This is a genomic window from Paracoccus lutimaris, from assembly GCF_003337565.1.
GTDB lineage: Bacteria > Pseudomonadota > Alphaproteobacteria > Rhodobacterales > Rhodobacteraceae > Paracoccus > Paracoccus lutimaris.
Genome location: NZ_QPJL01000003.1, coordinates 197,916 through 219,687, shown reverse-complemented (window position 1 = coordinate 219,687; position 21,772 = coordinate 197,916). Strand labels below are relative to the sequence as shown.

General features: G+C 64.3%; 22 protein-coding genes and 2 pseudogenes. 14 read left to right on the top strand and 10 right to left on the bottom strand.

What is annotated here, in order from left to right; all coding sequences use genetic code 11:
* The first annotated feature begins 7 nt into the window (after positions 1 to 7).
* From DFP89_RS04845 to DFP89_RS04815, 7 genes are read left to right on the top strand one after another with little or no spacing between them, the layout of a single operon-like run.
* The gene (locus tag DFP89_RS04845; protein ID WP_114348256.1) at positions 8 to 991 is read left to right on the top strand and encodes a TRAP transporter substrate-binding protein; all 984 of its coding nucleotides are present in this window, start codon (positions 8 to 10) and stop codon (positions 989 to 991) included.
* A 58-nt stretch (positions 992 to 1,049) separates the two neighbouring features.
* Positions 1,050 to 1,652 (top strand): TRAP transporter small permease, encoded by a 603-nt coding sequence (locus DFP89_RS04840; protein WP_114348322.1) that lies wholly within the window; start codon positions 1,050 to 1,052, stop codon positions 1,650 to 1,652.
* Positions 1,653 to 1,655: 3 nt separating this feature from the next.
* On the top strand, positions 1,656 to 2,936 hold the full coding sequence (locus DFP89_RS04835; RefSeq protein WP_114348255.1) for a TRAP transporter large permease: 1,281 nt from the start codon (positions 1,656 to 1,658) through the stop codon (positions 2,934 to 2,936).
* A 34-nt stretch (positions 2,937 to 2,970) separates the two neighbouring features.
* Positions 2,971 to 3,795, top strand: a complete 825-nt coding sequence (gene kduI, locus DFP89_RS04830) for a 5-dehydro-4-deoxy-D-glucuronate isomerase (protein ID WP_114348254.1) — start codon at positions 2,971 to 2,973, stop codon at positions 3,793 to 3,795.
* On the top strand, positions 3,792 to 4,520 hold the full coding sequence (gene kduD, locus DFP89_RS04825) for a 2-dehydro-3-deoxy-D-gluconate 5-dehydrogenase KduD (protein WP_114348253.1): 729 nt from the start codon (positions 3,792 to 3,794) through the stop codon (positions 4,518 to 4,520). Before kduI ends, kduD begins: the two co-directional genes overlap by 4 nt.
* Complete coding sequence (locus DFP89_RS04820) at positions 4,498 to 5,952, top strand: mannitol dehydrogenase family protein (protein ID WP_114348252.1); 1,455 nt, start codon at positions 4,498 to 4,500, stop codon at positions 5,950 to 5,952. Before kduD ends, DFP89_RS04820 begins: the two co-directional genes overlap by 23 nt.
* Positions 5,945 to 7,423 carry a UxaA family hydrolase gene (locus DFP89_RS04815; protein WP_114348251.1) on the top strand — a complete coding sequence of 493 codons (1,479 nt, stop codon included), beginning with the start codon at positions 5,945 to 5,947 and terminating at the stop codon, positions 7,421 to 7,423. The genes DFP89_RS04820 and DFP89_RS04815 overlap by 8 nt, the downstream gene beginning before the upstream one ends.
* Positions 7,424 to 7,442: 19 nt before the next feature.
* Here the strand turns inward: DFP89_RS04815 and DFP89_RS04810 are convergent, their stop codons facing one another.
* The 3 genes from DFP89_RS04810 to DFP89_RS04800 are packed head-to-tail and all read right to left on the bottom strand — an operon-like array spanning position 7,443 to position 10,267.
* A complete protein-coding gene (locus tag DFP89_RS04810; RefSeq protein WP_181870248.1) occupies positions 7,443 to 8,366 on the bottom strand; it encodes a sugar kinase in 924 nt (307 codons plus the stop codon).
* Positions 8,363 to 9,574 carry a mannonate dehydratase gene (gene uxuA, locus DFP89_RS04805; RefSeq protein WP_114348250.1) on the bottom strand — a complete coding sequence of 404 codons (1,212 nt, stop codon included), beginning with the start codon at positions 9,572 to 9,574 and terminating at the stop codon, positions 8,363 to 8,365. Before uxuA ends, DFP89_RS04810 begins: the two co-directional genes overlap by 4 nt.
* Before the next feature lie 15 nt (positions 9,575 to 9,589).
* The gene (locus tag DFP89_RS04800) at positions 9,590 to 10,267 is read right to left on the bottom strand and encodes a GntR family transcriptional regulator (protein WP_114348249.1); all 678 of its coding nucleotides are present in this window, start codon (positions 10,265 to 10,267) and stop codon (positions 9,590 to 9,592) included.
* A 130-nt stretch (positions 10,268 to 10,397) separates the two neighbouring features.
* Here DFP89_RS04800 and DFP89_RS04795 point away from each other — a divergent pair, with 130 nt between their 5' ends.
* A complete protein-coding gene (locus DFP89_RS04795) occupies positions 10,398 to 11,666 on the top strand; it encodes a DUF2254 domain-containing protein (RefSeq protein ID WP_114348248.1) in 1,269 nt (422 codons plus the stop codon).
* A gap of 3 nt (positions 11,667 to 11,669) precedes the next feature.
* On the opposite strand, the gene DFP89_RS04790 is transcribed toward DFP89_RS04795, so the two are convergent.
* Positions 11,670 to 12,545, bottom strand: coding sequence for a LysR family transcriptional regulator (locus DFP89_RS04790; protein ID WP_245948597.1), 876 nt, complete (start codon positions 12,543 to 12,545; stop codon positions 11,670 to 11,672).
* 107 nt (positions 12,546 to 12,652) lie between these two features.
* On the opposite strand from DFP89_RS04790, the gene DFP89_RS04785 reads away from it, so the two are divergent.
* Positions 12,653 to 13,090 carry a PACE efflux transporter gene (locus DFP89_RS04785; RefSeq protein ID WP_114348246.1) on the top strand — a complete coding sequence of 146 codons (438 nt, stop codon included), beginning with the start codon at positions 12,653 to 12,655 and terminating at the stop codon, positions 13,088 to 13,090.
* Between the two features lie 110 nt (positions 13,091 to 13,200).
* On the opposite strand, the gene DFP89_RS04780 is transcribed toward DFP89_RS04785, so the two are convergent.
* Both DFP89_RS04780 and aceB read right to left on the bottom strand, forming a co-directional pair.
* Positions 13,201 to 14,820 carry an isocitrate lyase gene (locus DFP89_RS04780; protein WP_114348245.1) on the bottom strand — a complete coding sequence of 540 codons (1,620 nt, stop codon included), beginning with the start codon at positions 14,818 to 14,820 and terminating at the stop codon, positions 13,201 to 13,203.
* Between the two features lie 68 nt (positions 14,821 to 14,888).
* Positions 14,889 to 16,511 (bottom strand): malate synthase A, encoded by a 1,623-nt coding sequence (aceB, locus tag DFP89_RS04775; protein WP_114348244.1) that lies wholly within the window; start codon positions 16,509 to 16,511, stop codon positions 14,889 to 14,891.
* A 144-nt stretch (positions 16,512 to 16,655) separates the two neighbouring features.
* On the opposite strand from aceB, the gene DFP89_RS04770 reads away from it, so the two are divergent.
* Positions 16,656 to 18,092, top strand: a complete 1,437-nt coding sequence (locus DFP89_RS04770; protein WP_114348243.1) for a helix-turn-helix domain-containing protein — start codon at positions 16,656 to 16,658, stop codon at positions 18,090 to 18,092.
* 162 nt (positions 18,093 to 18,254) lie between these two features.
* Positions 18,255 to 18,416 (top strand): hypothetical protein, encoded by a 162-nt coding sequence (locus DFP89_RS20260; protein WP_181870247.1) that lies wholly within the window; start codon positions 18,255 to 18,257, stop codon positions 18,414 to 18,416.
* Between the two features lie 127 nt (positions 18,417 to 18,543).
* On the opposite strand, the pseudogene DFP89_RS21150 reads toward DFP89_RS20260, so the two are convergent.
* Positions 18,544 to 18,945: pseudogene (locus tag DFP89_RS21150) on the bottom strand (transposase); the annotation flags it as partial.
* A 236-nt stretch (positions 18,946 to 19,181) separates the two neighbouring features.
* Positions 19,182 to 19,323: pseudogene (locus DFP89_RS21145) on the bottom strand (transposase); the annotation flags it as partial.
* Between the two features lie 283 nt (positions 19,324 to 19,606).
* On the opposite strand from DFP89_RS21145, the gene DFP89_RS04760 reads away from it, so the two are divergent.
* Together DFP89_RS04760 and DFP89_RS20255 are read left to right on the top strand one after the other, a co-directional pair.
* Positions 19,607 to 19,951 (top strand): hypothetical protein, encoded by a 345-nt coding sequence (locus DFP89_RS04760; RefSeq protein ID WP_114348241.1) that lies wholly within the window; start codon positions 19,607 to 19,609, stop codon positions 19,949 to 19,951.
* 79 nt (positions 19,952 to 20,030) lie between these two features.
* On the top strand, positions 20,031 to 20,186 hold the full coding sequence (locus tag DFP89_RS20255) for a hypothetical protein (RefSeq protein ID WP_181870246.1): 156 nt from the start codon (positions 20,031 to 20,033) through the stop codon (positions 20,184 to 20,186).
* 163 nt (positions 20,187 to 20,349) lie between these two features.
* Here the strand turns inward: DFP89_RS20255 and DFP89_RS04755 are convergent, their stop codons facing one another.
* Together DFP89_RS04755 and DFP89_RS04750 are read right to left on the bottom strand one after the other, a co-directional pair.
* Positions 20,350 to 20,745: a type II toxin-antitoxin system death-on-curing family toxin gene (locus DFP89_RS04755; protein WP_342770935.1), complete on the bottom strand. Its 396-nt coding sequence runs from the start codon at positions 20,743 to 20,745 to the stop codon at positions 20,350 to 20,352.
* A gap of 502 nt (positions 20,746 to 21,247) precedes the next feature.
* Positions 21,248 to 21,499: a hypothetical protein gene (locus DFP89_RS04750; protein ID WP_147273269.1), complete on the bottom strand. Its 252-nt coding sequence runs from the start codon at positions 21,497 to 21,499 to the stop codon at positions 21,248 to 21,250.
* Between the two features lie 12 nt (positions 21,500 to 21,511).
* Between DFP89_RS04750 and DFP89_RS04745 the strand changes: the two genes are divergently transcribed.
* On the top strand, positions 21,512 to 21,736 hold the full coding sequence (locus DFP89_RS04745; RefSeq protein WP_114348238.1) for a hypothetical protein: 225 nt from the start codon (positions 21,512 to 21,514) through the stop codon (positions 21,734 to 21,736).
* Positions 21,737 to 21,772 lie beyond the last annotated feature (36 nt).

The window sequence follows — 21,772 nt, the reverse complement described above, 5'->3', positions numbered from 1 at the left end:
GGAAAACATGAAACTCGTCACGACAACCCTTGCCGCCCTGCTGGCATCCGCTGCGCTGGCTGGTAGCGCCGCGGCGGAATGCGAAGTCACCCTGCGCTCGTCCGACACCCATCCCGACGGCTATCCGACCGTCGAGGGCGTCAAGGCCATGGCCACCGAGGCCAAGGAGAAATCCGGCGGCCGCATCTGCATCGAGGTCTTCCCCTCGTCCCAGCTTGGTGAGGAAAAGGACACGATCGAGCAGACCCAGTTCGGCGTCATCGACATGGTGCGCGCAAGTTTCGGGTCGTTCAACGACATCGTGCCGGTGACGCAGACCATGTCCCTGCCTTACCTCTTCAAGTCCGAGGACCATATGCACAAGGTCATGGACGGCTCCATCGGCGAGGAAATCGCCAAGGGGTTCGAGGAAAAGGACCTGATCGCACTGGCCTATTACGATGGCGGCGCGCGCAGCTTCTACAACTCGCAAAAGCCGATCAAGTCGATCGAGGATCTCAAGGGCATGAAGTTCCGCGTCATGCAGAACGACGTCTTTGTCGACATGATGACGGCGCTTGGCGCCAATGCGACGCCGATGCCTTACGGCGAGGTCTATTCCTCGATCCAGACCGGCGTCATTGACGGGGCCGAGAACAATTTTCCCAGCTATGACAGCTCGGGCCATGCCGAGGTGGCCAAGTATTTCACGCTGGACCAGCATCTTATGGTGCCGGAGCTGGTGGCAATGTCCAAGGCAAGCTGGGAAAAGCTGACCCCCGAGGATCAGGCGATCCTGCGCGAGGCGGCCAGGAATTCGGCCACCGTGCAGCGCAAGCTGTGGGCCGATCAGGAAAAGGCCTCCGAGGAAAAGGTCGTCGCCGCCGGGTCCGAGGTCATCAAGGATATCGACAAGACCGCCTTCGTCGAGGCCATGGCCCCGGTCTATGAGAAATACGTGACCACGCCCGAGGCCAAGGATCTGGTCAAGCGGATCCAGGAAACCGAGTGACCGAACGGACCGCCCGCAGATGGTTGCGGGCGGCGCCCTTGCACGCATGGGGAACATGATGCGCGATGCAATGCTGACGATGGCGCGGCTGACCGGATGGCTGGCGCGTCTGGGCCTGTGGGTGGCGGGGATCGGGCTGGTGCTGATGACCGCCTTTGTCTTTGCCCAGGTCTTTTACCGCTATGTGATGGGCACCAGCCTGTTCTGGGCGGAGCCCGCCAGCGTCATGCTGATGGGCTGGTTCATCTTTCTGGGTGCCGCGGTCGGCGTCAAGGAAGGGTATCACCTGTCCTTCGACGTCGGCCTCTATCTGGTGCCGGACTGGATGCGGCCATGGTTTCACAGCCTGTCCGATCTGGTCGTCGCGGCCTTTGGCTTTGGCATGGCCTATTATGGCTGGCAGCTGGCGGCCAAGGTCGTCAGCGGGGTGATCCCGGGGCTTGGCATCTCGCGGCTGTGGGATTTTGCGCCGGTGATCGGCGGCGGCGTGCTGCTGGTCCTGTTCTCGCTTGAGCGCATCCTGCGCCGGGGCGCGGGGCTGAAGACGGCGCGTTTCGGCGACATGGACGATGCCGCCGACGGTATTCTGGACGGCCATGCCGAAGGCCCCTCGGCCGAGGCGATGCTTGAAGACAGCGTTCCCGGCGGGAAGGGGAAATAGGCGATGGAATACTGGATCCTGTTCGGAAGCTTTTCGTTCCTGCTGCTGATCGGCACCCCGGTCGCATTCTGCCTTGGCGCGGCCAGCTTTTTCACCGTGCTTTATCTGGGGCTTCCGCCGGTGGTGGTGTTCCAGCGGCTGAATTCGGGCATCTCGGTCTTTGCGCTGATGGCCATTCCGTTCTTCATCTATTCGGGCGACCTGATGGTCAGGGGTGACATCGCCCGGCGTCTGGTGGCGCTGGCCGGATCCCTGGTCGGGCATCTGAAGGGCGGGCTGGGACAGGTCAATATCATGGCCTCGCTGATGTTCGGGGGTGTCTCGGGTTCGGCTGCGGCGGATGCCTCGGCGGTCGGCGGGCTGATGGTGCCGCAGATGAAAAAGCGCGGCTATGACGTCGATTACGCGGTCAACATCACTGTTGTCAGCTCGATCATCGCGCTGATGATCCCGCCCAGCCACAATATGATCATCTATTCCATCGCGGCGGGGGGGCGGTTGTCGATTGCCGACCTGTTCACGGCGGGGATCATCCCGGGCCTGCTGCTGGCGGTGCTGCTGATGGTCGCGGCATGGTGGGTGGCGCGCAAGCGCGGCTATCCGACCGACCCATTCCCCGGTTTCGCGATGATGGGGCAGCTTTTCGTCTCGGCCCTGCCGGGGCTGATCCTGATCGCGATCATCTTTGGCGGCGTGCGCTCGGGCGTGTTCACCGCATCCGAATCCTCGAACATCGCCGTGGTCTATGCGCTGCTGGTGACGGCGCTGGTCTATCGCAGCCTGCCCTGGTCCGAATTCGTCGAGGCCACCAAGGGCGCGGTGCGCACCACCTCGATGGTGCTGCTGGTGATCGGCTGCGCGGCCTGTTTCGGCTGGCTTCTGGCCTATCTGAAGGTGCCGGCGCAGCTGGTCGCGGTCTTGCAGAACATCTCGGACAATCCGCTGGTGATCCTGCTGTTGATGAACGTGATCCTGCTGATCCTTGGCACCTTCATGGACATGTCGCCGCTCATTGTCATCACCACGCCGATCTTTCTGCCGGTGGCGCAGGCCTTCGGCGTCGACCCGGTGCATTTCGGGGTCATTCTGGTCCTGAACCTTGGGATTGGTCTGTGCACGCCGCCGGTGGGTGCGGTGCTGTTCGTGGGCTGCGCGGTCGGGCGCATTTCGATCTGGCAGGCGATGCGCACGATCTGGCCATTCTATTTCGCCGCCTTTGTGACCCTGATGCTGGTGACCTATATCCCGGCGCTGTCCTTGTGGCTGCCCTCGGTCTTCAAGTGACCGGCTGACAATGACGATCCCAGAAAGGACCAATATGCTGAGCGTCGAGACCCGCCACGCCATCCATCCCGACCACGCCAAGACCATGGATACCGAGGCCCTGCGCCGGAACTTCCTGACCGAAGGCATGTTTGCCGAGGGTGAGATCCGGCTGGTCTATACCCATTACGACCGCTTTACCGTCGGCGCGGCGGTGCCGGCGGGCGGCAGCCTGACCCTCGACAAGGTCGAGGAAACCAAGACCGCCACCTTCCTTGAGCGGCGCGAAATGGGCATCGTCAATATCGGCGAGGCCGGCCGGGTCGAGGCCGGCGGGCAGGGCTGGGACATGGCTTATGGCGATGTACTTTATCTGGGCATGGGTTCGGGGCCGGTGACGTTTTCGGGGCAGGGGCGGTTCTACATCACCTCATGTCCCGCGCATCGCACGCTGCCCAGCCGCCTGATCACCGTGGCCGAGGCCAAGGAGGTGAAGCTGGGCGCGGTCGAGACCAGCAACAAACGCACCATCCGCCAGTTCATCCACCCGTTGGTCATGGAAAGCTGCCAGTTGGTTCTGGGCTATACCGCGCTGGAGGATGGCTCGGTCTGGAACACCATGCCCGCCCATGTCCATGACCGCCGGATGGAGGCCTATCTCTATCACGGCATGGCGCCGCAATCGCGCGTCCTGCACCTGATGGGCGAGCCGCAGGAGACGCGCCATATCGTCGTCGCTAATGAACAGGCGGTGATCTCGCCGACATGGTCGATCCATGCCGGCGCGGGGATCGGCGGCTATACCTTCATCTGGGCCATGGCCGGCGACAATATCGACTATACCGACATGGACTTTGTGCAGCCGGAGGACCTGCGGTGAACGCCTTTTCGCTAGAAGGTCAGGTGGCGCTGGTCACCGGCGCCAATACCGGCATCGGTCAGGCCATCGCGGTCGCCATGGCGCAGGCGGGTGCCGAGGTCATCGCCGCCGGGCGCCGCGACTGTGACGAAACGCTGGCATTGATGGGCGCGCAGGGCCGGGGCATGCGGCTGGATTTCTCCGACCCGATGGCCGCGCGCGATGTCTTTGCCGCCGAGCGCATCGACATTCTGGTCAACAATGCCGGTATCATCCGCCGCGACGATGCGGTGGATTTCTCTGAATCCGATTGGGATGACGTGATGGACGTCAACCTGAAATCGCTGTTCTTCACCTGTCAGGCCTTCGCCCGCGCCGCCCTGCCGCGCGGGCGCGGCAAGATCGTGAACATCGCCTCGCTCCTGTCGTTTCAGGGCGGCATCCGCGTGCCCAGCTATACCGCCAGCAAGCATGGCGTGGCGGGGCTGACGAAGCTGATGGCGAATGAATGGGCGGCCAAGGGGCTGAACGTCAACGCCATCGCGCCCGGCTATATCGAGACCAACAATACCGAGGCCCTGCGCGCCGATCCCGCGCGCTCGCAGGCGATCCTTGAGCGCATCCCGGCAGGCCGCTGGGGCCGGGCCGAGGATATCGGCCAGACGGCGGTGTTCCTCTCTGCCCCGGCCTCGGATTACATCAACGGCACGGTGCTGAATGTCGATGGAGGCTGGCTTGCAAGATAGGCTTTTCCGCGAACCCTCGGCCGCTCCGGCGGGGATCGTGCATCTGGGACTGGGCGCGTTTTTCCGCGCCCATGGTGCCATCTATATCGCCGAGGCGATGGCGAAATCCGGCGGCGACTGGGGGATTGTCGGCGTCTCGCTGCAATCGCCGGGCACGCGCGACAAGCTGAAACTGCAGGGTTGGGCCTATACGGCGCTGGAACTGGCCCCCGAGGGGGAAAAGCCGCAGGTGGTGACCGTTCTGCGCGACGTGCTGGTCGCACCCGAAGGCCCGCAGGCGGTGCTGGACGCCATGGCCGCGCCGGCCGTGAAAATCGTCAGCCTGACCGTCACCGAAAAAGGCTATTGCCATGAGCCATCGACGGGCAGGCTGAACCGCGCCCATCCCGATATCGCCCATGATCTGGAAAACCCCCTGCCGAAATCGGCGCCGGGCTTTCTGGTCCGGGCGCTGGCCATGCGCCGGGCGGCGGGTTTGCCGCCCTTTACCGTGCTTTGCTGCGACAACCTGCCGGAAAACGGCCGCGTCGTGCGGGGCGTGGTGCTGGAACTGGCCGGGCTGATCGACCCTGCGCTGGCCGCATGGATCGAGGCCGAAGGGGCATTCCCGGCGGCCATGGTCGACCGCATCGTGCCCGCCACCACCGCTGCCGATCTGGACCGGCTTGAGGCCACGGCCGGATACCGCGACGAGGCGCCGGTCATGCACGAGCCCTTCCGGCAATGGGTGGTCGAGGACGATTTCGTCGGCGCCGCCCGCCCCGATCTGGCCGCAGTGGGCGCGCAGCTCGTGGGCGATGTGACGCCCTTTGAGCATATGAAGCTGCGGATGCTGAATGGCACCCACAGTTCGCTGGCCTATCTGGGCTATCTGGCGGGCTATGAGACGATCTCGGACACCGTCGCCGATCCCGAATTTTCCGCCTTTGTGCGCGGGCTCTGGCATGGTGAGATCATTCCGGTGCTGACCCCTCCGCCCGGCGTCGATCTGGGGGCCTATGCCGATGCGCTGCATGCGCGTTATGCCAATCCCGCCATCCGCCACCGGACATGGCAGATTGCCATGGATGGCAGCCAGAAACTGCCGCAGCGCATCCTTGGCACCATCGGTGAGGCCCGCGCGGCGGGGCGCAAGGTGCCCGGCCTGACGCTGGCCGTGGCGGCATGGATGCGCTATGCTTCGGGTCGCGACGAAAAGGGTCAGCCGATCGAGGTCAAGGACCCGCTGGCGCAGCGTCTCGCCGCCTTGTGGCGGGACGATCCGGCGGCGACGGTCGCGGGGTTTCTGGCGCTGGCCGAGGTGTTTCCGCCCGCCCTGCGCGACGATCCGGGTTTCGCCGCCGACCTGACCGCCGCGCTGAGCGGACTGATCCGCGACGGCGCAAAAGCCAGCCTGAAAGGGGCCAGCCATAAAGGAAACGACCATGCCTGAACCCTTGATCCTGAACCCCGCCGACAATGTGGCGATCCTGACCGAAAAGGGCATCGCCGCCGCCGGTCACAAGATCGCCCGCCGCCCCATCGCCAAGGGCTCCGAGGTGGTGAAATACGGGCAGGTCATCGGCTATGCGACCGAGGACATCGCGACCGGCGCCCATGTCCACAGCCACAATTGCGTCTTTGGCGATCATGGCCGCGACTATCACCCCGGCGCGGGGCTGGCGGCGGCGCGGGCGGGGCTGGCCGCGCGCAAGGATCCGGCCTTCACCTTTCAGGGCTACCGGCGCAGCGACGGCTCGGTCGGGACGCGCAACTTTCTGGCGCTGGTCGCGACGGTGAATTGCTCGGCCACCGTGATCCGCCGCGCCGCCGAGGAAATCCGCATCGAGGGCGCGCTGGAACCCTATCCCAATGTCGATGGCGTCGTGGCTTTTGCCCATGGCACCGGCTGCGCCATGGCCGATAGCGGGCCGGGCTGGACGGCGCTGCAACGGGTGCTGACCGGCTATGCCGGGCATCCGAATGTCGGCGCGGCGCTGTTTGTCGGTCTGGGTTGCGAGACCATGCAGATCGCCCGCATGAAGCAGGAACTGGGGCAGGCCGCGCGCTTTCACGGTTTGACCATTCAGGATACCGGCGGCACCCGCAAGACCATCGACGCGATCAAGGCCCGCATCCGCGAGATGCTGCCGGCGCTGAACGATGTCCATCGCGAAACCGTGCCTGCGGGCGCCTTGAAGATCGGGCTGCAATGCGGCGGTTCGGACGGGTTTTCCGGCATTACCGCCAATCCGGCGCTGGGTCTGGCCAGCGACATTCTGGCCGCGCAGGGGGCATCCATGGTGCTGGCCGAAACGCCCGAGATCTATGGCGCGGAACGGCTGCTGCTGGACCGGGCCGTCTCGACCGAGGTGGCCGACAAGCTCTTGGAAAGAATCCGCTGGTGGGAGGATTACACCGAAAAGAACGGTGCCTCGATGGACAACAACCCCAGCCCCGGCAACAAGGCCGGCGGGCTGACTACCATTCTGGAAAAGTCGCTGGGTGCGGTCGCCAAGGGCGGCAATGCGCCGCTGGAGGCGGTGCTGGACTATGCCGAGCGCATCACCGCGCCGGGGCTGAACTTCATGGACACGCCCGGCTATGATCCGGTCTCGGCCACCGGCCAGATCGCGGGCGGGGCGCAGCTGATCGTCTTCACCACCGGGCGCGGCTCGGCCTTTGGGTCGAAACCCGCACCGACGATCAAGCTGGCGACGAATGACCGGCTGGCCGCCGCCATGCCCGACGACATGGACCTGAATTGCGGCGATATCCTCAGCCAGCGCGTGGCGCTTGAGGACAAGGCCCGCCAGATCGTCGATCTGATTCTGGCCACCGCCTCGGGCAGGGCCAGCAAAAGCGAGACGCTGGGGCTGGGGGACCACGAATTCGTGCCATGGCAGATCGGCGCGACGATGTGATCGCCGCGCCTTTCGTCTATCAGGCGCGTGCGGCCTCGACGGCTTCGGGGACCAGCGCGCCGCGATGGCGGATGACCTGCCGGCTGAGCGCATGACCGGCGCGGATCGCATCGGCGCAATCCGCGCCGGCAAGCATCGCCGCCAGATAACCGGCGTTGAAGCTGTCGCCCGCCGCCGTCGTGTCGACCGGCAGGTCAGGCGTCAGGTCAGGCAGCGCGCCGGTCCCTTGCGCGCCATCGAACCATATCGGGCCGCCGCCATTCTTGACCACGACATGGCCCGCGCCCAGATCCAGATAGCGCCGGATCGTGGCACCGACATCGGCATCGCCGAAATGCGTGGCCTCATCATCAAAGCTGGGCAGGACCAGATCGGCACCCGAGGCCGCCGCCTCGATCCCCGCCCGCATCGCTGCCGCATCCGTCCAGAGGCGCGGACGCAGGTTCGGGTCAAAGACCACCATCGTGCCTTGGGTCCGCGCGCGCGCCAGTGCGTCGCGCAGATTGGCGCGGCCCCGGTCGGACAGGATCGCCACGCTGATCCCCGAGAAATAGGCGATACGCGCACCCGCCAGCGCCCGGTCCAGCGCCACCGGGTCGTCGCCCAGAAGCTTCGCGGCCGATGTGTCGCGCCAATAGGAAAAGCTGCGCTCGCCATCCTTCAGCGAGATGGCGTAAAGCCCGATTTCGCGCGCGGGATCGCGGGGGATGTGATCGGTGCCGATACCCTCAGCCGACAGAAAATCCAGCATTTTCTGCGAAAACTCGCCGGTGCCCACGCGGGTGAAATACTCCACCCGCGCGTCATCCCCCAGCAACCGGCGCAGATACCAGGCGGTGTTCAGCGTATCGCCCGCGATCCCCAGCCGCCACAGGTCACCCTGACCGGCCGAGGACAGCTCCAGCATCGCCTCGCCGATCGACAGGATCCGGGGCGGGATCATGCGCCCGCCATCCGGCGCGACAGTGCCAGTTCGACCCCGCGCAGCTCGGCCAGACCTTTCAGACGGCCAATGGCGGGATAGCCGGGCTGCCCGCCGCGCCCGATATCGTCCAGAATGTCCTGTCCGTGATCGGGGCGCATGGGAATGACGGCATCTTCGCGGCCGATGGCGCGGCGACGGGCCTCTTCGTCCAGAACGGCGTCGATCAGCTCGACCATGTCGGTCTGGCCGCCCAGATGCTCGTCCTCGAAGAAGCTGGCGGGGATGGTCTCGGTGTCGCGGCGCACATTGCGCAGATGCAGGAAATGCACGCGATCCCCCAGCCGGCGCATCATGCCCGGCAGGTCATTGTCGGGCCGCGCCCCAAGCGAGCCGGAGCAGAGCGTGATCCCGTTCGCGGGCAGATCGACGGCGGCGATGCGTTCGGCATAGTCAGCCTCGGTCGACATGATCCGGGGCAGGCCCAGCAGCGGGAAGGGCGGGTCGTCGGGGTGGCAGCAAAGCCGCATCCCCAGATCCTGCGCGACCGGCGCCACCTGCTCAAGGAAAGCGTGGAAATTCCGGCGCAGCACCGGGTCGGTGACCGGGGCATAGCTGTCCAGCAGATCGCGCACGTCCTGCATCGTCTGCTGTTCGGCGGCGCCGGGCAGGCCAAAGACGATGTTCTTCACCAGTTCCTGACAGCGCGCCTCATCCATGGCGGCAAAGCGGCGGGCGGCCTCGTCGCGCAATGCCTCGGGGAAGTCCTCGGCGGCACCCCTGCGCTCAAGAATATGGATGTCGAAGGCCACGAAATCGGGCAGGTCGAACCGCATGCAGCGCGCGCCGTTCGGGCGCCGCCATGCCAGATCGGTGCGCGTCCAGTCCAGAACCGGCATGAAGTTATAGCAGATCACCCGGATCCCCGCCGCATGCAGGTTCCGCATCGAGGCGATCCAGTTTTCGACATGCTGGCGCCAGTCGCCGGTCTGGGTCTTGATCGCCTCGCTGACCGGGATGCTTTCGACCACCTCCCATGCGAGATGCGAGGGCGCGCCGTCCGACATCATTGCCAGTTCGGCCTGACGGCGGGCGATTTCCTCGGGGGTCCAGACCGCGCCGGTCGGGACGTGATGCAGGGCCGTGACCACGCCCTGAACCCCCGCCTGCATCATGTCGTCGATCGAGACCGGGTCCTTGGGGCCAAACCAGCGCCAGGTATGCCGCATTCCGCTGTCCTTTCCTTAATCGGTGAAAAATTCCGGGTATTGTGCCACCATCTGCGGCAATTCCGTCAGCATCTGGTGCAGATGCGTGCGTGCGGCGGTCTCGGCCGCCTCGGAATCGCCTGCGCGTATGGCGTCCAGGATCTGCTGATGCTGGGCAATGGTCCGGGCGCGGTCAAAGGCGCGCATCGACATGTGCCGCAGCCGGTTCATCTGCGATTTCAGCCGCTCAAGGTCGGTCCAGACCGCCTCATGGCCGGCGGCCACCGCCAGCAGACGGTGAAAGCGGTCGTCGGATTCGATGAAACCATTCACGTCGCCGGCGCTGTCGGCGGCATGTTGCAGGTCGATTTCCGCCTGCATGGCGCCAAGCGCCTGGGGCGGGCGCAGGCTGGCGGTCAGCCGCGCCAGATCGCCCTCGACCGCCTCGCGGATCAGCCGCGCCGACAGGACCGCCGAGATCGAGATCTTGCTGATATAGGTGCCGCGCTGGGGGCGGATTTCGGCCAGACCGTCGCTGCCAAGGCGGATGAAGGCCTCGCGCACGGGTTGGCGGCTGATGCCGATCTCGGTGGCGATCTCGGTCTCGCTGAGGCGGGCGCCGGGGGGCAGCTCGCCCCGCAGCACGCGGCGGTGCAGCCAGTCATAGACCTGGCTTGCAGTGCTGGGCGCAAGGGTGATGATGCTTGATTCCATGCCGGCCTCCCCTTGCCGAAATAAACCATACTTCCATACAAGTAAAGCGCCGGGATGCGCTGCGCGCTTCTCAGCCGGGGAAAACTGTGATCCAAATCCGGGGGAAGCCATTGTATCCGGAGGGGCAGCCATGTCGAAGATTCGCTGGATCCTGTCGCGTCTCGGGCGTCAGCTTTGGGTGCATGTCGTGCTTTACGCGGTGCTGGGCGTGGTGGCGGCGATGGCCGCGTCGCTGGCGACCCGCTATCTGCCATGGCCGGTGCCCATCGATGTCAGCACGGATGCCATCGACAGCCTGCTGACGGTGATTTCCTCAAGCATGCTGGCGGTGACGACCTTTTCGGTGGGGGCGCTGACCTCGGCTTACGGGGCCGCGACCTCGAACGGAACGCCGCGCGCGACGACGCTTCTGGCCGAGGATCAGGTGGTGCAATCGGCGCTGGCAACCTTTGTCGGCTCGTTTCTTTTCAGCATCGTCGGGCTGGTGGCCTTGCGGGTCAGCGCCTATGGGCCGCAGGGGCGGGCGCTGCTGTTTCTGACCACGCTGGCGGTGATCGTGCTGATCGTGCTGGCGCTGCTGCGCTGGATCGACCAGCTGACCCGGCTGGGCCGCGTCGCCGACACCACCGCCCGGCTGGAGGAGGCAACGCATGAGGCCATGCAGGCGCGGCTGGACCTGCCCTGTCTGGGCGGCCAGCGGTTGCAGGGCAGCCCGGATGCCGACCGGGGCGGGGTGCCGATCCCGGCCGGGCGGGTGGGCTATGTCGAGCATGTCGATACGGTCAGCCTGTCCGCGATCTGCGAGAACCGGGGCTGGCGGCTGGATGTGCTGGTCCTGCCCGGCAGCTTTGTCTATGCCGACACGCCGCTGGCGCGGGTCCATACCGGTGCCGGACAGGGCGATGCCCCCGACGAGACGCTGCGCGCGCTGATCCATGCCGCCTTTACGCTGGGGGCGACCCGCACCTTTGATCAGGACCCGCGCTTTGGCCTTGTTGCCCTGTCCGAGGTGGCGCTGCGGGCATTGTCGCCCGCCGTCAACGACCCCGGCACCGCCATCGACGTGATCGGGCGCCAGACCCGGCTTTTGACCCATTGGGCGCAGGAACATGCCAAGGCGGATGCGCCGGGCCGGACCGCGCCCTATCCGCGCCTGTCGGTGCCGCCGCTGGATTACGGCGATCTGTATGAGGACGCGTTCAATCTGATCGGGCGCGACGGGGCGGGGCAGATCGACGTCATGCTGCGGCTGGTCAAGGCCCTGCGCGCCCTGACCCGCATCGGCCCGCCCGAGGCCCGGCAGGCGGCCGAGCGCCAGCTGGCCATCGCGCGGGACCGCGCCATGCAGAACCTGCCCATGGCCGAGGAACGCGACCGGCTGGCCGCCGCGCTGGCCTGAGCCTTAGCCAAGGGCGATGCGGGTCGCGGTCAGGCGGTTTCGCAGCCATTTCGCGGCGGGACCGACCGGGCGCTGCTTGTGCCAGACCATCTCCAGCGCCACCGGATGATCGCCCTTGTCGAATTCCAGCGCTGGTGTCGCCAGATCCGGCGCCAGGGGCGAGCCCTCGATGATATGGCGCGGGATCAGCGCCCAGCCGACATTGCGGCGCAGGATCTGCAGCATCACCCAATGGCTTTCGATCCACCAGACATCCGAGGCGACGCGCAGCCGCTGCTTTTCGGGGCCTTCGCTGCGCCCGGCCACCATGATCTGGCGGTGACGCTTCAGCTCTTCCCAGCCGACCGGGCCTTTGGCCAGCGGGTGGTCGCGGCCGCAGACCAGTTGCAGCGGCACCCAGCCGATGGTCAGAAAGCCCAGCTCAGGCGGCAGTACCTCCTGGCGCCACATCACCCCCAGATCGGCCTTGCCGTCCAGAACGAAGCGGCCGACATCCTCCATATTGGGAAACATCAGCTCCAGCTCGACATGGGGAAAGCGGCTGGCAAAATCGGCAAAGACCTCGCCCACGGCGGGTTCGGGGAACAGCTCGTCAATGGCGACGACCAGCCGCGTCTCGACATGGCCGGCAAAGCTGCTGGCCACGCCCAGAAGATGTTCGCGCCGGTCAAGGATCACCCGCGCCTCGGGCAAAAGCCGGGCGCCTGCGGGGGTCAGCACCGGGTTGCGGCCGCTGCGGTCGAACAGCTCGACCCCCAGATCGATTTCCAGATTGGCGATCTGGGTGCTGACCGCCGATTGCGCCTTGCCAAGCGCGCGGGCAGCGGCCGAGAACGAGCCATGCGCAGCGGCGGCGGCAAAGGCGGCAAGCTGTTCCATCGAGACATCCATGCCACGTGACCCATCTGTTTTTCTGATATGACCTAACTTTCTTTCTGCATGATTGCAGATAGAAGGGGCGGCGAAAACAGGAATGAGTGATTCAGATGCAAACGCGCAGCTTTTCGGACCGGGCTCGCCATGCCCTCAGCTTTGAAATCGTCGGGCTGGCCATTTTCACGCCGCTGGCCACGCTGGCCTTTGACAAGCCGGCGATGGACATGGGCGTGATCGGGCTGATCTCGGCCACGGTGGCGACCTTGTGGAATTTCGTCTTCAACATGGGCTTTGACCGGACGATGATCCGCCGGACCGGCAGCGCGGCGAAATCCGTGCCCGTGCGCATCCTGCATACGCTGATGTTCGAGGGCGGTCTGGTCGTCCTGCTGATCCCGATGATTGCCTGGTATCTGGGCATCACGCTGTGGCAGGCGCTGGTGATGGATATCGCGATCGTGGCCTTCTATCTGGTCTATACGTTCTTTTTCAACATTGCCTATGACCGGGTCTATCCGCTGCCCGAGGCGCAGCCCGCCGCCGCTTGACCTGGCGTATAAAGAACGCCGCCCCCGGTTTCCCGGAGGCGGCGCGACAGACCTCGAACACGTTATGAGCGAATCCACCGAAGGCAGGTGTCGTCCGAGGCCCGACCCCGTTATTCGGCCGCGAACTGGTTCATGGTGTTCGCGTGACCGCCGGCTTTCAGCGCACGCTCGCCGCCGACCATTTCCTTGAACGTGTCGCCCAGATCCGAGCCGACCTCGTGCTGGTGCTTGACCGCCGAGACGCCGCGACGGATTTCCTCGCGCTGGACGGTCTTGACGTAGGCCAGCATCTTCTGGTCGCCAAAGTAGCCGCGCGACAGCTCGTCCACCGATTTCGCGGTCAGGTGGAAGGTGGGCAGCGTGATCAGGTTGTGGAACACGCCGGCGCGGGCCGAGATATCGGTCTGGAAGCGCTGCAGGCGGGCATCCGCCTCGCGGCCCAGATCGGTCTCGTCGTAATCGGCCTTCATCAGCTCGTTGCCATCCGGATAGTCGGCATCCTTGATCTTGCCCTCGGCCAGCCATTGGGCGCGGACCTGTTTGCGCAGGTTCAGCGTCCAGTTGAAGCTGGGCGAGTTGTTATAGGTCAGCTTGGCATTCGGGACCGCCTTGCGGATCTCGTTCACCATGCCGGCGATCTCATCGACATTGGGGGTGTCGGTTTCGATCCACAGCATGTCGGCGCCGCCCTGGGTCAGGTTGACGATGCAATCCTCGATGACGCGGGCGCGGCCGGTACCTTCCTTGAAGGGGAACAACCCGTTGGGCATGCGGGCCGGCTTGACGAACTGACCGTTCTGGAACAGCGCCAGCTCGCCGTCGCGGATCGGGTTCGCGTCGGTGATCGGCTCGGTCTTCAGCCATTTGATGTATTCCGAGGCCAGATCGCCCGGATGCTGGCTGACCGGCACCTTCTGGGTCAGACCGGCGCCAAGGCTGTCGGTGCGGGCGACGATGACGCCTTCGTCCACGCCCATTTCCTCAAGCGCAAGGCGGCAGGCGCGCAGCTTCTCGATGAAGTCTTCGCGCGGCACGGTGACCTTGCCGTCCTGGTGGCCGCATTGCTTGGCGTCCGAGACCTGGTTCTCGATCTGCAGCGCGCAGGCACCGGCCTTGATCAGCTCTTTCGCCAGCAGATAGGTGGCGTGCTCGTTGCCGAAACCGGCATCGATATCGGCGATGATCGGCACGACATGGGTCTCAAAGTTGTCGATGGCCGCGATGGCTTTCTTTTCGGCCGCCGCGTCGCCGCTGTCGCGGGCCGCTTTCAGGTCCTTGAACAGGTCGTTGATCGCCACCTCATCAGCCTGACGCAGCGAGACATAGATCTCGTTGATCAGGTCGGCGACGGCGGTCTTTTCATGCATCGACTGGTCGGGCAGGTGGCCGAAGCGGTTGCGCAGGCCGGCGACCATCCAGCCCGACAGATAGACATAGGTGCCCCGCGCGGTGCCGCGCATGCGTTTCACGGCCTTGATCATCTGCTGGGCATGAAAGCCCGACCAGCAGCCCAGCGACTGGGTGAATTTGCTGGCGTCGGCGTCATAGGCGGCCATGTCCTCGCGCATGATCTTGGCCATGTCGCGGGCGATGTCCAGATGGGTGTCATAGGTGTTCTGCATCTTCAGCTGAACGATGTCATCGACCGTGACGCCGCCGGGGGTCTGGCCCGAGGGATAGCGCTTTTCGACCTCGGCACGCAGCTGGGCGTAAGTCTTACGGTTGGCCATGGTATTTCCTTTCGTCGTATTCACGTGAGGGGGTGGCGGGCGCGCGGCCCGCCGAATGGGATTTCAGATCAGTCCAGCGCGTTCAGCACGTCATAGGCCGGCGCGGTGATGAAGTCGGGCAGGGCCTGCGCTGTCACCGCCTCCTGGACAATGCGCGCCGCCGAGGCGTAATGCCCGCGATGGAAGCCGTTCGGGCCCAGTCGGGTCAGGATCGAGACGATCTCGGCCTGAACCAGTTCGCCCAGCCAGTCGGCGGTAAAAAGCCGCTCTTCGCCGCTGTCCAGCGTGACCGTGGCGCCGTGACGCAGCCATTGCCAAAGCTGGGCGCGGCTGATCTCGGCGGTGGCGGCATCCTCCATCATGTTGTGGATGGGGACGGCGCCGCGGCCCGACAGCCAGTTGGCCAGGTATTCGATCGCGACCGAGATGTTGGTCTTGACCCCGGCCTCGGTGATCCGGCCCTGATGCGGCTTCAGCAGCATCGCAGGCAGGATACGCCATTCCTGACGCGGTTTGCGGATCTGGTTGGGGCCGGGCATTTCGGCGTCAAAGATGTCCTGCGCGACCGGAACCAGATCGGGATGCGCAACCCAGCAGCCGTCAAAGCCCATGCCGACCTCGCGCTTTTTATCGGCGCGGACCTTGGCGAATGCCTCTTCGTTGGCGGCCGCATCGTCCTTGACCGGGATCGCAGCGGACATGCCGCCCATGGCATGGATGCCCCGGCGATGGGCGGCCTTGACCACCCGCGCGGCATAGGTCGCAAGGAAGGCGTCCTCCATCACGACCTCGGCGCGGTCGGGCAGGACATAAGCGTCGTGATTGCGCAGGGTCTTGATATAGCTGAAGATATAATCCCAGCGCCCGCAATTCAGCCCGGCGATATGGTCGCGCAGCTCCCAGATGATCTCGTCCATCTCGAAGGCGGCGGGCAGGGTCTCGATCAGGACGGTGGCCTTGATCGTGCCTTGCGGCAGGCCAAGACGGTCCTGCGCATAGGTAAAGACCTCATTCCAGAAGCGCGCCTCGCCATGGCCTTCCAGCTTGGGCAGGTAATAGAACGGGCCGCGCCCGGTTTCCGCAAGCGCCTTGCCGGTGTGGAACAGCGACAGGCCAAAGTCGAACAGCGCCGCCGAAATCGGCTGCGCGTTGATCAGCACGTTGGATTCCGACATGTGCAGCCCGCGCGGGCGCATCATCAGCAGTGCCGAATCCGCGTTGACGCGATAGGATTTGCCGCTGGCCTGATCCTCATATTCCAGCTTGCCGTCGCGATAGTCGATCAGGTTCATCTGGCCGGCGATCAGATTGGCAAAGCTGGGCGAGGTCGCATCCTCGAAATCCGCCATGAAGACCTTGGCGCCGGAATTCAGCGCGTTGATCATCATCTTGCGGTCGACCGGGCCGGTGATCTCGACGCGGCGATCCTCAAGGATCTCGGGGATATCGGCGGCGCGCCAGATGCCCTGACGGATTTCTTTGGTCTGGGGCAGATAGTCGGGCAGCTCGCCGCGGTCGATGCGTTCCTGACGGCGGGCACGGGCAACCATCAGCGCGTGCAGCCGCAGGCCAAAGCGGCCTTGCAACTCGGCGATAAAGGCCAGCGCCTCGGGGGTCAGGACATCGTCGGCACCGGGAACGGCGCGCAGGACGATCGGCGGCAGGGCGGGGGGTGGACGATCAAGTGGCATGGGGGCCTCCGGGGAAGTTCAGTGATTCAGCTCATAATGTCATGTTAGTAATGTAATGGACTTTGCACAGCATAAACCTGTAAGGATCGGGTGCTGAGGTAGGGATTGTCACATCGCCAGTGACAAGATTGTAAGGTTTGTCACATGACAGTTCGCAACGAGAAACTGATCATCGGCCAGCGTTTGCGGGTGCTGCGCCAGTCGCTGGGCCTGACCCAGGCGCAGATGGCGACCGAGCTGGGCGTCTCGGCCAGCTATGTCACGCTGATCGAGGCGGACCAGCGCCCGGCCTCGGCGCGGTTTCTGATGAAACTGGCCGAGGTCTATGACCTGAACGTGTCGGAACTGGCGCCCTCGACGGACGCGCAACTGGCCACCGATTTCTCGGCGGCACTGAAGGAGCCGGCGCTTGGCACCGGCAGCCTGTCGCGCTCGGAAATCGAGGCGGTGTTGCAGGCTTCGCCGCGCATTGCCTCGGCCTTCGTGCGCCTGCATGAACAATACCGCGAGGCGATCCTGCGCCCGCAGGCCGATGACAACCCGCTGACCGACCGCGACAAGGCCGAGGTGCTGGCCGAAAACTCGCGTCCGGTCGATGCGGTCCGGAACTGGTTCTATGTCCATCGCAACTATGTCGATGCGCTGGACCGCCCCGCCGAGGAACTGGCCGAGGAACTGGCCCTGCACCGGCACGAGCCGCATGTGGCACTGACCAGCCGGCTGGCCTCGCACGGGATCATCGTGCGCATCCTGCCCGCCGATGTCATGGGCGACCAGCTGCGCCGGTTCGATTTTCACCGCAAGGAGCTGATGCTGTCCGAGCTCTTGGGGCAGGCCAGCCGCCGGTTCCAGATCGGCGTCTTGCTGGCGCGGCTGGAACAGGAGGCGACGATTTCGCAACTGGTCCAGGATTCCGACTTGTCCGACCCGCCCGCCGTGTCGCTGCTGCGGGTCAGTCTGGCGAATTATTTCGGCGCGGCGCTGCTGATGCCTTACGGCCGGTTTCTGGCCGCCTGCGAATCTGAGCGCTATGACGTCGAGCTGCTGGGCCATCGTTTCGGCGCCAGCTATGAACAGACCGCGCATCGCATGTCGACGCTGCAGCGCCCCGATGCCAAGGGCATCCCGTTCTATTTCGTGCGCGTCGATCAGGCCGGGAACATCTCGAAACGCTTCAGCGCCGGGCGGTTTCCGTTCTCGCGCTTTGGCGGCACCTGCCCCTTGTGGAACATCCATGCCGCCTTCGAGACGCCCGAGCGCATCCAGACCCAGGTCATTCGCATGCCCGAGGGGGCAAGCTATTTTTCCATCGCCCGCACCACCACCCGGGCCGGCGGCCAGCACGGCGCACCGGCGCAGCGGCTGGCCATCGGGCTGGGCTGCGACGTGGCCTATGCGCCGCGGCTGATCTATGCCGATGGCATCGATCTGGAACGGACGCGGCCGGTCGATATCGGACTGAACTGCTATCTGTGCGAGCGCCCCGACTGCTCGGCCCGGGCGCATGCGCCGATGAACCGCCGGCTCAAGGTCAATGAGCGCGAGCGCAGCCTGGCCCTGTTCAGTTTCGAGGAAGAATAGCCCGCGCCCGGCCGGGAAAATTCCGCCCGAAGCCACGTCGCGTCATCCCCGGGCGACGCGACGTAACCCCCGGCCTGCGGTTGTCCGGGGCGGCTCCGGTTCAAACATGCCTCATCGACAGCGGAGGGTTCCCCTTCGCAGATGCGATAGAGGAAAATGGGCATGCTGAAACGTGTGGAACAAGACACCAACCGCCGGATCGTCCTGAATTCCCGGCCGGTCGGGGCGATCAAGGAAGCCGATTATCGTCTTGAGACTGCCGAAATCGCCCAGCCCGAGCCCGGGCAGATGCTGGTGTGCAACCATTCTGGCAGCAAAACGTAACATTTTCGACCCCGAATGTTACACGCCCAACTGAGCTACTCTCCGTCTTTTGGACAGATTTCTGGGTGATTTAAGCCACTGCCTGCACCTGCTTGTCGGTTTCAATGGTGTTGAAGTGGACCACGGCGGGCGGTTGACCGCCATGGGCAGTGTGTGGGCGATGGTGGTTGTAGAAGGTGATCCAGCGCCCGATGCCGGTCCTCGCCTGCGAGCCGGTTTCGCAAGCGTGCAGATAGACGCCTTCATATTTCAGGGACCGCCAGAGGCGCTCGATGAAGATGTTGTCGAGGCAGCGTTCCTTGCCTTCCATCGAGATCTGCGTGCCAACCCGTTTCAGCCGGTCGGTCCAGGCGAAGGACGTGAACTGGCTACCCTGATCGATGTTCATGATCTCGGGCGGTCCGAACTTGTGGATCGCCTCGTTCAGGGCCTCGACACAGAAGTCCGCCTCCAGCGTGTTGGAGATGCGCCAAGCGAGCACCTTCCTCGTGAACCAGTCCATGACCGCCACCAGGTAGGCGGCACTGCGCCCCGACCGACAGCTTGGGATGTGAGCGTTCGACCACTCCCGTTCGGGATCGGCCTTGAACCGGTGGCGGCTCGATCCCTCACCACTTGCCGATCCGAGGCTTGAGCTTTCGCGACAAAAAAAATCGTTGGCGACGGCCAGTTCCCCGATTTTCGCATGCAGCACTCGAATCGTATCCTCGTCGATCTCAGGGGCCTTCTTGCCGTCCCGCTCGAAGATGTCTGCCGCGCCGTCCAACAGCGCCCTCTTCCACTGATGGATCATTGTCGGATGCGCGCCATATTCGGCGGCCAGCTCCGACACCGTGCGCTCACCCTTCACGGCTTCCAGCGCCACACGCGCCTTGAATGCTGCGTCGCGGTTCCTGTGCTTCGACATGCCCTGATCTCCTCGTTCCTGGAGACCAGCAGACGTCAGATCTTAGCTTCCGTCACTGTCCGATTTTCAGCGAGCAGCTCATCATATATCACGATGTAAGCTAAGAGCAGGCCGCGAAAGCGACCTGTTTTTTCACCAGAATGCGTTTTGCCTCTGGCATCTGTTTAACGCTTAGTACTAAGCCTATGGTAGCATTCTGACGCACGGGGCGTCCCTGCCAGAAACCGCGCGTATGAAAACCCAGCCCTTCCCCAAATCCTCGAGCCTGAAAGGAAATCGACCTATGTCCCAGCCTGAGCCTGATCCGAAAGAGCACCGCCGCGCCCAGATCCGCGAGTCGGTGGCACGCCACAAGGAGCGGCTGAGGCAGATGACGGCGCTGGAGCGCCTTGCCTACAAGCACCGCGCCAGCCTGGGCGAGAATTGCGACCCCTATACCCGGCCGGAGTGGCAACAGGCCGAGGTGCTGCGGGTGCGGCTGGAAGACCTGATCCGAGACGCCGGGGCGCTCCATGACGAGATCCTCGGGCGGCTGAAGCGGGACGGCGTGGATGATCCCGGCCTCGCCCTTCTTGCCGCTGCCCTGGCGACGGAGGCGGAGAGCCGTTTCAGCCTCAAGCCCTTCTGAGCGCGATTGCCAGCCGACCTACTGCGCTGGATGCGCTACAGTTAAATAGCTAGATAGCTATTTAACTAAAAAGTCAGACATGCACAAGCTTTCCAAACTGCTCGCCGATGCCCTGGGCTGCGCGCTCGTCTTTGCGCTGCCGGCGCTCTTCTACATCGTCACTCCAGGCTATGCGGTCGGTTTTCTGGTAGGTTTGCGCGTGATGCGAAGTCTCAGAGATTTGCAGCGACGGTGATGGAGATGCCCAGGGTGTTCACGACTGGATTTCGGCTGAACCCTCCGGGTCGGTGCCAGATCCAGATACTGAAGACACCGGGACCAGGCAGGGTGACGCAGGGCAGGGTGACGGGTGACGCAAGACGGGTCGGCGCTCGAACCCTGCGCTCCCGATCCCCAACTCAGTCCGTCAGAGGCCGCGCATGGGTTCGAATGAGCGTGTCGAGCACGTCGAGATCGAACCGATCCGTCTCGAAGAGGTTTTCGATCCAGGGGCCGAGCGCGTAATCGGGCGCGACGAACTCCAGGCCGTTCATGAGCCGGAATGTGGTCATCGACGTGAAGGCGGTGCGCTTGTTGCCATCCACATAGCCATGACTGAGCGCGATCCCATGCCAGTAATAAGCAGCGATCCGCACGAGATCTGCACTCTCGTCGTAATAGGCTGCGGTTTGCGGCCGGCCGATCGCGCCTTGCAGGTCGCTGAGCTGCCGATAGCCCATGATCTGTCTTGGCGTCAGCACCTCCTCATGAAAGAAGTCCAAATCCTCAAGCGTGAGGAAATGGACCTCATTCAGAGGTCAGGACGCTGAAAGGCAGACATTAAGCCAGATAGTCGAGGGTCTGCCTGTATTGCACCTTGGTGCGCGCCATTGCCTCGCGCGCGCTCAGACGCTTGCGAGCGGTATTCTCGGACACGATGGCATGGGGCATATTGGCCGGAATACAGTAAGATACCGAATCATGCGCGCAGGCGGGATCGCGCCGAACAGGGTGAACCCTGCCGCATTTATCGCATTTCCGCATGGTCATAACCGTATCTCCGGTCTCTAGTCTGCACAACATACTCTCAATTCGTGAACTTACAACTAAGTTCCTCAAAAGCCACGCAACGCACGTAGCGCAACGGTTCGAGCGCAGGTCAATAAGCAAGTATCTACTTATGTTCATGGAGGATCTACGATCGCCAAAACCCCACGGAGATCACCACGTGCATGTCCTTCGCGATCCTTTCGGCCGCGACAGCGGCCTGGGTCGCCAAGCCGCACCTGACCGCACTGTTCTGAAGGAAGGGCTGGATCACCGGCCCTTCTTCATTTCCTCGCGCTGCCAGGCGTCAAAGCTGCGTATCAGCGGCTCGCGCATGGACATGTCGGACTGCAAGGCAGCCATCTTGAAACGCTTGTGCCGGCTCTCGGGCATATTGAAGGTCATGCCGACCCGACGCTCGCTGAAGTTCTCCGACGGCTCGGTCGGCGCTGCAGCGCCGATGTCGGTGATCCGGGCGGGCTTGCGCGCAGCAAACAGCCGAACGCGGCGCTGCCGGATCATTCGGACGTGATAATGGCGCGGTTCCAGCAACACCGGGTGCTGGTGCAGGGCTTTCTTGTCACCGATTACTTCCACCTCTGGGACCAGTTCCAGCGCGAGATCGGTCCCTGGGTCCTGGCCGGCGAAATCCGCCATATCGAGGATATGAGCCATGGGCTGGAGCTTGCCCCTAAGGCGCTGATGGATGTGATCAGCGGCCGGAACTTCGGCAAGAAGGTGGTCAAACTGCGCGACTGACCCGCGCATCGCGACCTGTCACAATGGAAAAGGGGC

Bases quoted from the DNA above. Each gene is read 5' to 3' on its own strand.
- DFP89_RS04745 (WP_114348238.1), top strand. From the start codon at position 21,512: ATGGCGCGGTTCCAGCAACACCGGGTGCTGGTGCAGGGCTTTCTTGTC.
- DFP89_RS20260 (WP_181870247.1), top strand. From the start codon at position 18,255: ATGCTGAAACGTGTGGAACAAGACACCAACCGCCGGATCGTCCTGAAT.
- DFP89_RS04840 (WP_114348322.1), top strand. From the start codon at position 1,050: ATGCGCGATGCAATGCTGACGATGGCGCGGCTGACCGGATGGCTGGCG.
- DFP89_RS04770 (WP_114348243.1), top strand. From the start codon at position 16,656: ATGACAGTTCGCAACGAGAAACTGATCATCGGCCAGCGTTTGCGGGTG.
- DFP89_RS04760 (WP_114348241.1), top strand. From the start codon at position 19,607: ATGTCCCAGCCTGAGCCTGATCCGAAAGAGCACCGCCGCGCCCAGATC.
- DFP89_RS04835 (WP_114348255.1), top strand. From the start codon at position 1,656: ATGGAATACTGGATCCTGTTCGGAAGCTTTTCGTTCCTGCTGCTGATC.
- DFP89_RS04820 (WP_114348252.1), top strand. From the start codon at position 4,498: ATGGAGGCTGGCTTGCAAGATAGGCTTTTCCGCGAACCCTCGGCCGCT.
- DFP89_RS04750 (WP_147273269.1), bottom strand. From the start codon at position 21,499: ATGATCCGGCAGCGCCGCGTTCGGCTGTTTGCTGCGCGCAAGCCCGCC.
- aceB (WP_114348244.1), bottom strand. From the start codon at position 16,511: ATGCCACTTGATCGTCCACCCCCCGCCCTGCCGCCGATCGTCCTGCGC.
- DFP89_RS04790 (WP_245948597.1), bottom strand. From the start codon at position 12,545: ATGGAACAGCTTGCCGCCTTTGCCGCCGCCGCTGCGCATGGCTCGTTC.
- DFP89_RS04810 (WP_181870248.1), bottom strand. From the start codon at position 8,366: ATGATCCCGCCCCGGATCCTGTCGATCGGCGAGGCGATGCTGGAGCTG.
- DFP89_RS04845 (WP_114348256.1), top strand. From the start codon at position 8: ATGAAACTCGTCACGACAACCCTTGCCGCCCTGCTGGCATCCGCTGCG.
- uxuA (WP_114348250.1), bottom strand. From the start codon at position 9,574: ATGCGGCATACCTGGCGCTGGTTTGGCCCCAAGGACCCGGTCTCGATC.
- DFP89_RS20255 (WP_181870246.1), top strand. From the start codon at position 20,031: ATGCACAAGCTTTCCAAACTGCTCGCCGATGCCCTGGGCTGCGCGCTC.
- DFP89_RS04785 (WP_114348246.1), top strand. From the start codon at position 12,653: ATGCAAACGCGCAGCTTTTCGGACCGGGCTCGCCATGCCCTCAGCTTT.
- DFP89_RS04795 (WP_114348248.1), top strand. From the start codon at position 10,398: ATGTCGAAGATTCGCTGGATCCTGTCGCGTCTCGGGCGTCAGCTTTGG.
- DFP89_RS04800 (WP_114348249.1), bottom strand. From the start codon at position 10,267: ATGGAATCAAGCATCATCACCCTTGCGCCCAGCACTGCAAGCCAGGTC.
- DFP89_RS04780 (WP_114348245.1), bottom strand. From the start codon at position 14,820: ATGGCCAACCGTAAGACTTACGCCCAGCTGCGTGCCGAGGTCGAAAAG.
- DFP89_RS04815 (WP_114348251.1), top strand. From the start codon at position 5,945: ATGCCTGAACCCTTGATCCTGAACCCCGCCGACAATGTGGCGATCCTG.
- kduI (WP_114348254.1), top strand. From the start codon at position 2,971: ATGCTGAGCGTCGAGACCCGCCACGCCATCCATCCCGACCACGCCAAG.